Annotated in this window: 10 protein-coding genes and 1 pseudogene; 10 read left to right on the forward strand and 1 reads right to left on the reverse strand. The window is 45.4% G+C overall.

Features of this window, described 5'->3' with window-relative positions; genetic code table 11:
• The first annotated feature begins 32 nt into the window (after positions 1–32).
• The 8 genes and pseudogenes from DESPCE1_RS0107520 (at position 33) to nrfD (ending at position 8632) form a co-directional block, all read left to right on the forward strand.
• Positions 33–1157: an aminoglycoside phosphotransferase family protein gene (locus DESPCE1_RS0107520; protein WP_019850035.1), complete on the forward strand. Its 1125-nt coding sequence runs from the start codon at positions 33–35 to the stop codon at positions 1155–1157.
• A 34-nt stretch (positions 1158–1191) separates the two neighbouring features.
• Entirely contained in the window at positions 1192–2094 is a 903-nt protein-coding gene (locus DESPCE1_RS0107525; RefSeq protein ID WP_019850036.1) for a nucleoside hydrolase, read from the forward strand.
• A gap of 105 nt (positions 2095–2199) precedes the next feature.
• Entirely contained in the window at positions 2200–3489 is a 1290-nt protein-coding gene (gene tig, locus DESPCE1_RS0107530; RefSeq protein WP_019850037.1) for a trigger factor, read from the forward strand.
• A gap of 79 nt (positions 3490–3568) precedes the next feature.
• A complete protein-coding gene (locus tag DESPCE1_RS22965) occupies positions 3569–3970 on the forward strand; it encodes a 4Fe-4S dicluster domain-containing protein (protein WP_019850038.1) in 402 nt (133 codons plus the stop codon).
• A gap of 72 nt (positions 3971–4042) precedes the next feature.
• Positions 4043–4660, forward strand: a pseudogene (locus DESPCE1_RS22970) (MBL fold metallo-hydrolase); the annotation flags it as partial.
• A 239-nt stretch (positions 4661–4899) separates the two neighbouring features.
• Positions 4900–7143, forward strand: a complete 2244-nt coding sequence (locus tag DESPCE1_RS0107540; RefSeq protein WP_019850040.1) for a molybdopterin-dependent oxidoreductase — start codon at positions 4900–4902, stop codon at positions 7141–7143.
• A 2-nt stretch (positions 7144–7145) separates the two neighbouring features.
• Positions 7146–7694 carry a 4Fe-4S dicluster domain-containing protein gene (locus tag DESPCE1_RS0107545; RefSeq protein WP_019850041.1) on the forward strand — a complete coding sequence of 183 codons (549 nt, stop codon included), beginning with the start codon at positions 7146–7148 and terminating at the stop codon, positions 7692–7694.
• 14 nt (positions 7695–7708) lie between these two features.
• On the forward strand, positions 7709–8632 hold the full coding sequence (gene nrfD, locus DESPCE1_RS0107550) for an NrfD/PsrC family molybdoenzyme membrane anchor subunit (protein WP_019850042.1): 924 nt from the start codon (positions 7709–7711) through the stop codon (positions 8630–8632).
• On the opposite strand, the gene DESPCE1_RS0107555 is transcribed toward nrfD, so the two are convergent.
• Complete coding sequence (locus tag DESPCE1_RS0107555) at positions 8619–8807, reverse strand: hypothetical protein (RefSeq protein WP_019850043.1); 189 nt, start codon at positions 8805–8807, stop codon at positions 8619–8621. The two genes, nrfD and DESPCE1_RS0107555, sit on opposite strands and share 14 nt — an antisense overlap.
• 342 nt (positions 8808–9149) lie before the next feature.
• Between DESPCE1_RS0107555 and DESPCE1_RS0107560 the strand changes: the two genes are divergently transcribed.
• Together DESPCE1_RS0107560 and DESPCE1_RS0107565 are read left to right on the forward strand one after the other, a co-directional pair.
• On the forward strand, positions 9150–10463 hold the full coding sequence (locus DESPCE1_RS0107560; protein ID WP_019850044.1) for a radical SAM protein: 1314 nt from the start codon (positions 9150–9152) through the stop codon (positions 10461–10463).
• Positions 10460–12643, forward strand: a complete 2184-nt coding sequence (locus DESPCE1_RS0107565) for a molybdopterin-dependent oxidoreductase (RefSeq protein WP_019850045.1) — start codon at positions 10460–10462, stop codon at positions 12641–12643. The genes DESPCE1_RS0107560 and DESPCE1_RS0107565 overlap by 4 nt, the downstream gene beginning before the upstream one ends.
• Positions 12644–12721: the final 78 nt, after the last annotated feature.

Genomic DNA, 12721 nt, shown 5'->3' on the forward strand with positions numbered 1-12721 from the left:
AAGCATCACCTTAAGAACGAGGAGGGTAAAGAATGCTGCAGGAACAGCTAACAAATAAGATCAAAGCTTATGTGAACAAAACGCAATTCAAAGAAGCCCTCCAGATCAGAGAGCCGATAGCTGTGCAGTTCCTGGCTCAAGGTGAGTATAACTTGAACTATATCCTCCAAGCCGGGAATAGGAAGCTTGTTTTTCGTCTAAATACCAGCAGCCAAATGAACCTTGCCAACCAGATTGGCTATGAATATCAGGCCTTGAGCCTTCTCCAGGATTCTGGAGTTACTCCTATCCCCTTATACTTAGATGATCAGCAAAGAGAGATACCTTATGGCTGCCTCGTGATGGAATACCTCCCTGGGGAACCATTAAATTATGCCAGGGACTTAAGCATAGCCGCCGAGACCTTTGCTAAAATTCATAGCCTCCCCCTCACAGGAGACAGTACAGACTTCTTGATTCAAGTGGAGGGACCATTTTCAGTTATCTATCAAGAAGCCGAGTCCTTGCTTAAGGTCTATTTTGAATGCCTAAGAGGAGACTCCCAAATCAAAAGACTGCTTGAAAAGGTATTTGAAGCCGGCAGCCATAAAAGAAAAGAGGAAAGGTATTTTTTAAGCAGTCCCTGGCGGGCTGTCATTAATACCGAGGTTAATTCTCATAATTTTATTGTTAACCTTCATCAAAGAAGCTGCCATTTGATTGATTGGGAAAAACCCATCTACGGTGAACCGGCCCAAGACCTCAGTATGTTTTTGATCCCGACTACTACTTTATGGAAAAGAAATATAATTTTAACCCCCGATCAGGAGGAACTCTTTCTGGATAGCTACCTCAAGGCTTTTAAGGGCAACTCTCAGAGGGAGCAACTGAAGGAATTAAGTGAAAGTTATCCTCAGCATCCGAAAAAAATGGATGAATGGACTGCCTCATTAGCTAACCAAAATGTATTTCGGCAAGCGGACTTGAGCCTAACCTTGCGGGAGAGGGTGAAAAGCTTTAAGTTTTTCAATTTGCTCCGCGCCATATCCTGGTGTGCGATGGCTTGGACGGAATATACTGAGCCAGGACGTCCTTTGGTCAATCAAGATACTTTCGAAAAAATCCGGATGTATCTGGAAGAAGATTTTATTAAGAAGTGTTTTCCTGAAGTGTTTTAGCTGAGGCATCACTGATTAAAAGGTAGTGAAATTGATGGGTCAACACAAGAAAGTAATTTTTGACTGTGATAATACCATGGGAATCGAAGGCTGCGATGTGGACGATGGACTTGCCCTGCTTTATCTTTTGGGCGAGGGCAGCTCTCAGGTATGTGGAATCACCACGACCTATGGCAATAACAATGTCGAAGCTGTCTATGCCAATACCATAAGCATGCTGGAGGAATTGAGACTAACTGAGATACCTGTTCTCAAAGGCTATCCCCAAAAATCTAATCTGCCCCAATTGACTGCACTTGAAAGCGAAGCATCAGGTTTTCTGGTTCGCAGGATTAATGAAAACCCCCAAGAAATTTCGATCTTAGCTACGGGATCTTTAACCAATCTTTGGGGTGCATATCAAAAAGATGGAGAAACCCTTAGCAAGGCAAAAGAGATTGTGATCATGGGCGGAATTACCCAGGAGCTGGATATCAACGGCAAAATAATGAACGAATTGAATTTGTCTTGTGATCCTATGGCAACGGAACTTGTTCTCAAGGCAGGTAAAAATGTCTCAGTCATTACAGCCAACAACTGCCTGGATGCTTATTTTAGCTTTGAAGAATTTCTCGCAGCTTTAGAAACAAGCCAAGAGCCCATTGCCGAATATATCTTGCAAAAAAGCCGCTACTGGTTTGAGTATATGATGAACCACTATGGTTTAAACGGCTTCTATAACTGGGATGTAGTAGCCGCTGTGTACCTTATGAAGCCAGAGCTTTTCGTTGCTGATTATCAGGCTTTTGCACCTACAGGTAAATATCTGGCCACTGGTCTACTTAAGCATCCCTCGGACAAAGAGGAAGCAACACTAATTAATGTACCAAGGATAAAGAATAGCGAAGAATTTAAAAACGAGGTCTATAGGGCTTGGCTGAGGTTTGTGGGCGCATAAGGCAATTAAGCTTCCTCCTGCGCTAAGGCTTACATAAGCCAGTTATCTTTACACTTGAAACCTTAGTAAAAGAAAAATTAGATTTTGAAAAAGGAGAATAAGTTCATGAATGCAGTCTTAGAGAAAATTGAAAATAGCGAAGCTTATTTTCAGTTTATGATTGATTACAAACTCTTCGAGGACACCCTGGAGAAGACCTATAAAAAGAATAGAAAGAACTATGAAGTGTCGGGTTTTCGCAAAGGGACGGTGCCTCGCTCCGTTTTAGAGTCCAAATATGGTGCCGAGATGTTCTATCAGGAGGCTTTGGACCTGGTAATTCCCAAGGAATACTACGCAGCGGTTAAAGAATTGAAGCTCAACCCCGTCGGTGATCCGGATATAGAAGTGGGTTATATCGAAAAAGGGAAAGAGCTCAGCGTCAAGGTCAGCGTACCTGTGGTTCCGGAAGTCGTTTTGGGGAAAATCGAAGGCCTGGAAATCAATGTACCCAAACAAGCAGACGTCATGGAAGCTGATATCGATAAGTACTTGGAAAACCTGCGCCTTAATAATAAAAAGGTCACGGACAAAGAACAAGAGCCTGTCGCTATCGGTGATACAGTAACCGTTGATTATGACTGCAAAATGGATGGTACAACCTATGAGCCGGTGAAAGATTATAAGGCTTTAGTAGACGTGAACGAATCCATTATGAGCTTTGAAGATCGCTTAATAGGAGCAAAAAAAGGGGATATCGTAACTATTGAAAAGAAATTCCCCCAAGACCACCCGAACTTTCAATTGGCCGGTAAGACAGCATATTTTAAAGCCACTATTAAAAAAGTGGAACGTATAGAAGTGCTTTCCCTAGATGATAACTTTGCTCAAGAGATTGGCAAAGTAAATACTATTGAGGATCTACGCATTAAAGCGAAGAAGGACCTGGAAGAAATGGCTGCTCAGCGGGTTATCATCCAAAGAAATCAGGAGATTCTGAAAGGACTAATTCAGATCTGTTCAGTGACAGTACCGGATTCTTTAATCATGAAGCGAGCAATGAGTATGATGGAGCAATTTTCCCAAGAACTTCAAGCTCAGGGTGGCACTGTTGACCTATATCTCCAGATGATGAATATCAAAGGCGAAGATTTCAAAAAGCAGGTCTGGGAAGATGCGAAAAATTCTCTCCAATCTCAGTATATTATCGATAAAATCATTCAGGAAAAGGGTTTTACAGCCTGTGAAGAGGAGCTGAATCAATATATTGAGAAGTTTGCCTTAAGTGTCGGTATGGCTGCAGAAAATGCCAAAGAAAATTTAGGGCCCTTAGTCAATAAGGTAGAGTATGATGTCAAAGCTGAGAAAGCTTTTCAATATGTTGTCGATAATGCGGTTATTGCGATACTAGAGTAAGTTAGTGAAAATGATAGCTTTAAGATAGGATTTCTTAGCATAGAGTGGGTTAAAAAGCTAGTGAAAGGTGGAATTACCCATGGATTATAGTAGAGATGTTCAAGTCGCCTGTCAAAAGATCCTTGATAACTGTACAGATTGCGGAGCGTGTGTTTCCGAGTGCAAATTGTTACAAGAAATCAATGAGGACTTAACAGCCCTTGCAGCCCGTAAGCCTTCGGTAGAAGAAGCCTACTCCTGCACCTTGTGCGGTTTGTGTGAAGGGGTTTGTCCATCATCGCTAAGTCCCAGATATATGTTTGCCACAACCCGTAAAAAGGCTGTTAGCGATGAAGAAGTCCCCATCGAAGAATTTAAGTACATGTTTCCCGATCGCAAACGAAATGTTATGAAAATGTACCGTGAAGTGAATGGGATTGATTATAAAGATCTTAAGGTTGACTTATCTTTATATGCCGCTCCGGAGTCATGCCTGCCCTGATGGAACCGGAGTATTAGGTCTGGTAGAAATGTCGCCTAAGCTAAGGTCAGGGGATCTGTTGTCGATGCTTCACCTGATTTAATAAGGCAGTTGCTTAGGGAAGGCATCAAAGCAGTAGATTATTTATTTATTACCCATTGGCATTATGACCACTTTGGGGGAATTGGCGATCTGGAGTATTACGTTAAGCTAGACAGGAAAGAACCCATAAAGTTATTCCTGCCACCTAGCGCAGTAGACTCCTTTGGTAAGGCCCACCCTTTCTTAGAGGATGTCTTTAAGATCAATACTTGGGAATTTGAGGTTAACTATTCCTTCGGGGATCTTAAGCTTACTGTTCTGGCGGCTGAGCACAGTATTGAGACGGGTGGAATTTTTCTGGAAAGAGAAAAAAGTTTGGCGTACTTTACGGATATTGCTGGATTCTCTGAGCAAACCAGCCAAAGGCTCCAAGGAGTAGATACCCTGATTTGCGACGCAACTTTTAACGGTGAGAATTGGTTCCCTCATAGTCATCTGAACTGGAAAGAGGCGATTAAATTAGGACAAAGCCTTAAGGCGCAGCATTTGGTATTGACTCATCTGGCAATGCACTATAGTACACCGACCACTGTCGAAGAACTCCAAAGCAAACTAAAATGTTACCCTGAAGTAGCCCTTGCTTATGATGGGATGTCCTTTGAGATATAGATAGTCAAGAGTAAGTAAAATTCCTAAAACGAAACTACTTTTTTCAAAATGAAAGAAGTAGTTGATCACTAGTTTGGCTAAGATGCCGTAGATAAGCCTTTTTTCGCCAATAAGGATTTGGCATAAAACTTGCAATATGTGTAGAGTTAGGCTGTCATGCCGCTATGCGACATCAGCGCCATCCTGAGCGTCAGCGAAGGATCTTATCCTAAAGTAGTACTCAATAATGGAGGGAGAAAATGAGCACAAAGATTAATCTAGAGCAAGAAGGAGTCGAAGTCAAAAAAGCTTGCTGTTATTTCTGTCATCAGAACTGCGGCTGCTTGGTTTATGTCAAAGACGGCAAGATCCTTCACTTCGAAGGGGATCCTGAATACCCTACCAATACCGGCGGTTTATGCTGTCGCGGTAATGTGAACCTTATTCATCTGGATCACGAAGCAAGGGTTAATTTCCCCTTAAAGCGCAAAGGAGAACGAGGATCAGGGCAATGGGAGAGAATCACTTGGGAACAAGCCATTGACGAAATCGGTACCAAACTTGAAGAGATTAGCAAACACTATGGAGCAGAAGCGGTGGCTACTGCCGGAGGGACCGCAAGGACTGATGACTGGGCCCGGCGGCGCTTTATGAATCTCTTTGGCAGTCCTAATGGCTTTCATAATTCTCATCTGTGCTGGATCCCAACCTTTATGGTAGAAACCGCTGTGTACGGCTGGAGTCCTTTTGAGATCGACTTAGGGGCGAGCCGATGTCTTGTGCTTTGGGGACAAAACCCTGGCGCCTCCACCTTGCCAATGATGAGTGGGGTCAGTGCTCTTCGAGCCAAAGGACTAAAAGTTATTGTTATCGATCCCCGCTATACGGAGACTGCAGCCAAAGCGGATCTATGGATTCCTGTAAGACCAGGAGCGGATCTAGCCCTGGCTTTGGCCTGGATCAATGTCATAATCTATGAAGGGTTAGCCGATTACGATTTTGTCTATGAACACTGCGTTGGCTTTGACGAATTAACGGCTCATGTCGAAGAATTCACACCAGAGTGGGCTGAGCCTCTGACCGGAGTAAGTGCCGATCTTATCCGCGAAGGTGCCCGGATGTATGCCATGAATAAACCGGGTAATATCCAGTGGGGTACTGCCCTTGACCAAATTGGCAAACCCGCTGGCGCAACTCAGCATGCAAGAGCTATCTTAAGAGCTATTACCGGTAACCTGGATTGTCCTGGAGCCGACCTTTTAACAGGCCCCAGCCAAGAATTTGTTACCGATGAAGAGATGGAGCTCAATGAATACTTAAGTGAAGAGCAAAGGGCAAAACAGCTGGGCTCAGATAAATTTAAATTGGTGACCTGGCCTGGTTATGGTCGAATTGCCGAGATTACGAAGAACTATTGGGGTAAAGCACCTACTGCAGAGTGGATGTGTGAGGCCCATCCCCCTACAGTCTATAATGCGATTTTGACAGAAAAGCCTTACCCAGTGAAAGCCTTGTTAGTCTCTGCCACCAACCCGGTGAATTCCTATGGGGATAGCCAGAAGGTCTTGGCTGCCTTGAAGGCTGTAGATTTCATGGTCACTTGTGACTATTGGCTGACACCGACAGCTATGTTATCTGATTATGTATTGCCGATGGCAGGGTCCTTTGAACGTCCGACCATCACCTCAACCTACGGCTGTTCGGACTTCCTGATGTGTTCACAGCGGGCAATTCAGCCTATGTATGAACGTCATACAGACTATGATTTCTGGCGTGATCTTGGAATCAGATTGGGACAAAAAGAACATTGGCCTTGGGAATCCCTGGAGGATGCTTATTTCTATCGCATTAAGGACTTGGGCTATGGTGTGGAAAGCTATGATGAATTTGTCGAGTTTTATCGCTTCCATTTCCCGGAAAGAGAATACTTTAAATACAAAGAACGAGGTGGCTTTGCTACTCCTTCCGGAAAAGTAGAGATTTATTCCAGTGTCCTTAAAGAACTAGGCTATCCGCCCTTGCCACCCTACATTGCTCCAGTGGAAAATGAGATCGATCACCCGGAATTAGCTAAGGAATATCCTTTGGTGTTAACCACAGGAGCAGGGGTTATGCCCTTCCACCATTCAGAGCATTTCAATATTAAGGAACTGCGCTTTATCCGTCATGAACCTCATATGGAAATCAATCCTGATACTGCGGCTGAGTACGGAATTCAGGAAGGAGATTGGGTGTGGATTGAAACCCGTCGTGGCCGCATTAAGCAAAAGGCCAGTCTTACTGAGGGCATCAGGCCCGGTACAGTATTCACTGAGCGGGGCTGGTGGTACCCGGAGCGGGATATGCGGGATCCCGAATTAGGCGGCTGTCTGGAATCCAACACCAATGTTCTCACTTCTGTTGCCGATGAAGATTGTGATCCCATGAGCGGAAGCTGGGCGAACCGTGGTTTACTGTGTAAAGTCTATAAGGTAAATAGCTCAGACAGAAAGGAGGACAAATAAGCATGGCACGTTATGCAATGGTTATTGATACTCGCAAATGTACGGGCTGTCAATCCTGTACAGTGGCCTGTCGGGTTAATAATGAACTCCCCATCGATATGATCTATAATCCCGTAACGACCCATGGACCACTTGGAAAATTCCCCGGTGTCCGGACGGTTCATCTGCCCCTTTTATGTATGCATTGTGGGAATTCTCCTTGTGTAGATGCTTGCCCCACCGGTGCTTCACAACAACGGGAAGATGGTATCGTCTGGGTAGAAGATAGTAAATGTGTTGGCTGTAAAGCTTGTGTTATGGCTTGCCCTTATGGTGCTCGGGTTTCCAATACCCATACCGGTGCGGTTCAGAAATGCAATTTCTGTAAAGATGAACGGGTAGATCAAGGAAAGGTACCCTATTGTGTCCAAACCTGCCATCAAAAGGCCCGGATTTTCGGCGATATCGAGGATCCGGAAAGTGAAGTCTATAAACTGGTCAATATGACTAAAACCGTCGGACGTCTCTTGGAAGAGCTGGACACAGAACCCTATGTCTATTATCTGTATTGATGGGAGGGATTGAAATGAGCCAAAAACATGAAACCTGGGGCTGGATGTTAGCCTTTGACTTCTTTTTTGCCGGGATGGGCGCGGCAATGCTGCTTTTTGCCGGAATAGCCGAATTATTCTTGGGCAGCAATCTCTCTACTTTAGGGATTTTTGCCGGGGCGGTGTTTGTTGGATTAGGAGCAGGCCTGCTGATCCTGGAATTAGGCCGACCTTTCCAAGCCTTAAGAGTATTTATGAACCCCAAAGCCATCCTTACTTTTGGAGCCTGGAATATGTCCATCGCCATCGTGGCGGGGTTACTATTAGGTTCTTGCTGGGTAGAAACCTTCCCTTGGTATGGTAGTATAGCACTCCGTAAAATTATGGCCATCATCTGCGTTGTCACCGGACTTATCGTAGCGACCTACCCCGGAATCCTCTTGGCACGGCATAAAGGTCGTCCTTTCTGGAATGGCCCGGGCATGCTGGTAATTTTCTTAACATCTTCTTTGCTTACCGGATTTTCTGCCTTTGTGGTCTGTGGCTGGTTGGGTCAAGGAGCTCCTGTAGTGAGTAGTCTATTTCCTAAATTAGCCGCCGCCCTCTGTGCTTTTCAATTTGTTCTTTGGATGGGCTACTTATGGATCAAAAACACTGGCACCACAGAGCGGGAAGCTGCAGCAGCGAAACGTTGGATCAGCGGTAATTATGCAGGTCCTTTTCGAGTTGGTCTTATGTTCCTTGGTACCCTTGTTCCTATGGTGCTTTTCCTCATCCCCCATGCCTCTTCCACTGGAATCGCCGGGCTCTTGGCCATTCTGGGAGGCCTGCTTATGCGTAACCTTGTCGTCTATGCCGGTCAGGACCGCACTTGGCTGCCAGGTGAAGAAAAATATCGCTCCAGACTACCCCATGGGGATGAGGCCTTCTTGCAGAAAGTATGGACTAAGCAGGTTTAATAGATAAGCTTTCTACTTTGAAAAATAATCTTAAAGCAGGTTCTCCAGGGTTTTGCTTTACACCGTTCGCTCCATAAGCTGCGCGGACAAAACTAACGCTTAAGCTCTCCGCTCCGTCGGGTTCCCGGCCAAATCGCTCCTGCTCAATGGCCGGTTGGAAACGTCCTGTTTCCAACCCGACTCCGCTGCGTGCTTTTCGCGAAGTTTTTTTCCGCTCGCTTAAATTCGCTTACTTTTGTAAAGCAAAACCCTTGGGTTGCCTTACGTGTCTGAGCAGTGCGGCTACGCAGTTCCGGGTCATGTTTTCATCATTTGCTGGTGCCACCTGCGGCATGGATGGCTACTCTGGAAAATAACGTTTGCTTGGATTAGGTAGCTTATCATACATGCAAATCGGATAACAGCTAACCCGGCTTCGCTGGCTTTTTGATTACGCATCGAGAAAAGGCGAAGCGGTTGGTACTTTAATAATTCAAGTGAGGAAAGCAACTAGATCGGAGAAATGGAGGAATTATAGATGAAGCAGCATTGGGATGAGGGTAGGATTCTTGATCAAACAAAAAGTGTTTGTCCGATCTGTCTAAAGGTTATTAAGGCCCAAATCGTAGTTCGGGATCAGGCTGTTTATATGGAAAAAACCTGTCCACATCATGGTGAGTATACCGCCTATTTGTGGCCTGATGTAAAACATTATCAATGGATGAATCAGTTTAAACTTCCTGCGGTACCTCCTCATTCTCCTCTTCCTGCCAAGGACGGTTGTCCAAGTGACTGTGGACTTTGTGAGGCCCATCTGCGCCATCCCACCCTGGTGGAGATTGAGGTGACAGAAGGGTGCAACCTGCGTTGCCCGGTATGTTTTATGGCGGCTAATGATTTCCGCCCTGACCCTAACCCAGACTTGACTGCATTAGGGGAAAAATATCGGTATATTTTTAAAAATACCAGTCCCGATACCAGCATCCAATTGACAGGGGGGGAACCCACTACCCGTAAGGATTTGGCAGACATTGTTCGTTTAGGCCGAAAAATCGGTTTTCAAGCTATAGAAGTCAATACTAATGGAGTAGTGATTGGCCAGAATTCAGATTATATTAAAGGACTGGCTGAGGCGGGAATTAGCGGAATCTATCTGCAATTTGACGGTATAACAGGGGAAGTTTATGAACAAATTCGTGGAGAAAATCTTTTGCCAACCAAGTTGAAAGCCATCGAAAACTGCCGTGAGGCCGGTGTTCAAGTAGTTTTGGCCATGACGGTAATCGAAGGAATTAATGAAAACCAAATGGGGCAAGTGCTGGAGTTCGCTCTGGAAAACAAAGATGTAATCGTCGGAATTGCGTACCAACCGGCCTTCGGCTCGGGACGCTTTGATGTACCTTTGCTTAAACGGTTAACCATGGGAGATGTAATCTTTATGCTCGCTGAGCAAAGTAAAGGAATAATTGAGCCCTCTGATTTTTGGCCTTTAGGCTGCTCTAATCCACTGTGTTCCAGCTCCACCTACCTGGTGGAAGACCAAGGTGTGATTCAGCCCTTGTCCAGGCGCCTTACTGTTGAGGAATATATAAAATCCTTTAATCCCCAAAGTCCTCAAGGTTCGGTCTTTGCTGATATTGCTAACATGGAATATTCAGAGCTTGAACCAGGATTGACCATATTAATTGAAAATTATATTGATGCCGGAAACATGGATCTGAAAAAACTTCGCGAATGCAGCATGATTGTTGCGGGAAAAGGAGGAGGTTTAACACCTTTTTGCGGTTATCAATTGACGAATATAAATGGGAAAAAACGGTGGGAAATAATTCAAGCAGGTGAAGACTTATGAGTGAAAGAAAAGCTGTCCCAACGAACTGCCGGTTTTGCGGATATCAATGTGGGTTAACCGCTACAGTAGAGGAAGGGCGAGTTATCAAGGTTCAGCCTGACTCATCCCGCTTCCCTAATAATGCTGAAATTCTGCGGGGTTGCAAGCGTTGGCCCATGATCATGGAGGTATTGGATCATCCTAAGCGGATCAATTACCCTTTAAAACGGGTAGGGGAGAGAGGAAGCGGCCAATGGGAGCAGATTTCCTGGGAGCAAGCTCTTGATGAAATTTCCCTAAAGCTTCAATCCCTTAAAGAGCAATATGGACCTGAAGTCCTGGCTACTAGTATCGGCGGTCCTCATACGACCTTCTGGCCACTCCATCGTTTTCTGTCTCTATTTGGCAGTCCCAACAATATGGGAATCGGTCAGATTTGCTGGAATCCGGGTATCTGGGTTAATACTCTGACCTATGGTTGGCCGGTGGATATGGAATTAGATCCGGGGTTGACCGAATGTGCGATTCTATGGGGGGTAAATCCTTCTCATTCGGATAACTCCTTGTTTTGGCATACAGTTAAGGAGTTTAGCCGCCGGGGGAAACCCTTGATAGTAATCGATCCCCGCTATACAGAGACAGCTGCCCAAGGGACTCTTTGGCTGCCCCTGCGACCCGGCACCGATGCGGTATTAGCCTTAGGTCTACTCCATGTAATTGTCCAAGAAAAACTCTATGACGAAGATTTCGTGAATAACTGGTGCTATGGTTTTAAGGAGTTAGAAGAACATCTCACTGCTTATAACCCTACTTATGTGGAAGAGATCACTGGTGTAAAAGCAGAAGATGTGAGCAAGGCCGCCCGCCTGTATGCCCAAAGTACTCCTGCTTGCTTATATAGTGGCCGAGGAATCGACCAACTAGGGCTGAACAGTTTTCCCGCCCACCGGGCCCTAGCGATTTTAAGGGCCATCACTGGTAACCTGGATCTGCCAGGAGCTTCCCATTTAAGTGAAATGCCGGATTTTTATCCAGAACTAGATCTAGAGCTCAGTGAATCCTTCACCACTACCGACCCCCGCTCAGTTAACCAGGAACAATTAAAACTCCAATCCTATGGGGGATATGGCAAGGTTCGCGAGTATACCATGAAACACAATAAACGCCTCCCCATGCGCTATATGACCTCGGCTCACCCTAACCGTGTCTGGAAGGCAATGCTGACCGGCGAGCCTTACCCTATTCGTTCCATGATTGTCATGGCCTCTAACCCACTCCTAACTCAAGGGGATACTTACTTGGTTTATCAAGCTTTGAAGAGCTTGGATTTACTGGTGGTATTGGAATTGTTTGAAACTCCCACCTCTATGTTGGCAGACTATATACTACCCAGTGCCGGTGTTTTAGAACGTCCACTACTAGAGACCAAAGCGGGAGTAGCTAATATCGCCTATGGAGGGGATCAAGCTGTGGAGCCTTATTATGAGCGGAAACCGGATTATTATTTCTGGCGCGAGCTGGGGCTAAGGCTGGACCAAGGAAAGGACTGGCCCTGGGAAACTTATCGGGAGGCCTTGGAGTACAGTCTATCCCCCCTTGGAATCACTTGGGAGGAGTTTTGCCAAACGGGTTTATACTGTACAGAAAATAATTACTTCAAATTTTTAGAACAGGATCAAGGGGGCAATCCACAAGGTTTTGCAACTAGGAGCGGGAAGGTAGAAATCTACAGTGAGCTGTTGAAGGAGTTGGACGAAGATCCTCTACCCAAACCACGCTCTTTCCCCCAGGTGAATAAAGAGTATCCTTTGCTTATGATGACCGGTGCTAGATTCCAACCTTATTACGCCTCTAGCTATCATCAACTGGACAGATTTCGCCGTATGCATCCGGAACCTATCGTGGAGATGAGTCCGGAGACCGGCAGAAAACTTGGTCTGGAAGAAGGTTGTTTCGTGTATGTGGAGACGGAGCGGGGTAAAGCTCGGTTTATGACCAGATTTATTCCGATGTGTGATGATGCAGTTAGTGTGGAGTACGGCTGGTGGTATCCGGAAGCCAAAGCAGCAGAGCCGGAGTTGGGAGGAGTCTGGCTTTCTAATGTTAATCTTCTCACCAGCGGTGATTTTGAGACTTCTGATCCACTGATTGGGACATGGACATATAATGGCAGTGCCTGCCGGGTTAGAAAGGAAAAATGACCCTTAATCAATTTTCATTTTCTTTACAAACACTTATAAGCACTCCAGGGAATTTCTTTTGGGGTGCTCTTTATTAAT

The organism is Desulfitobacterium sp. PCE1, from assembly GCF_000384015.1.
Taxonomy (GTDB): Bacteria; Bacillota; Desulfitobacteriia; order Desulfitobacteriales; family Desulfitobacteriaceae; genus Desulfitobacterium; species Desulfitobacterium dehalogenans.

Coding starts and splice junctions, on each gene's coding strand:
- DESPCE1_RS0107520 (WP_019850035.1), top strand. CDS start 33: ATGCTGCAGGAACAGCTAACAAATAAGATCAAAGCTTATGTGAACAAA.
- DESPCE1_RS0107525 (WP_019850036.1), top strand. CDS start 1,192: ATGGGTCAACACAAGAAAGTAATTTTTGACTGTGATAATACCATGGGA.
- tig (WP_019850037.1), top strand. CDS start 2,200: ATGAATGCAGTCTTAGAGAAAATTGAAAATAGCGAAGCTTATTTTCAG.
- DESPCE1_RS22965 (WP_019850038.1), top strand. CDS start 3,569: ATGGATTATAGTAGAGATGTTCAAGTCGCCTGTCAAAAGATCCTTGAT.
- DESPCE1_RS0107540 (WP_019850040.1), top strand. CDS start 4,900: ATGAGCACAAAGATTAATCTAGAGCAAGAAGGAGTCGAAGTCAAAAAA.
- DESPCE1_RS0107545 (WP_019850041.1), top strand. CDS start 7,146: ATGGCACGTTATGCAATGGTTATTGATACTCGCAAATGTACGGGCTGT.
- nrfD (WP_019850042.1), top strand. CDS start 7,709: ATGAGCCAAAAACATGAAACCTGGGGCTGGATGTTAGCCTTTGACTTC.
- DESPCE1_RS0107560 (WP_019850044.1), top strand. CDS start 9,150: ATGAAGCAGCATTGGGATGAGGGTAGGATTCTTGATCAAACAAAAAGT.
- DESPCE1_RS0107565 (WP_019850045.1), top strand. CDS start 10,460: ATGAGTGAAAGAAAAGCTGTCCCAACGAACTGCCGGTTTTGCGGATAT.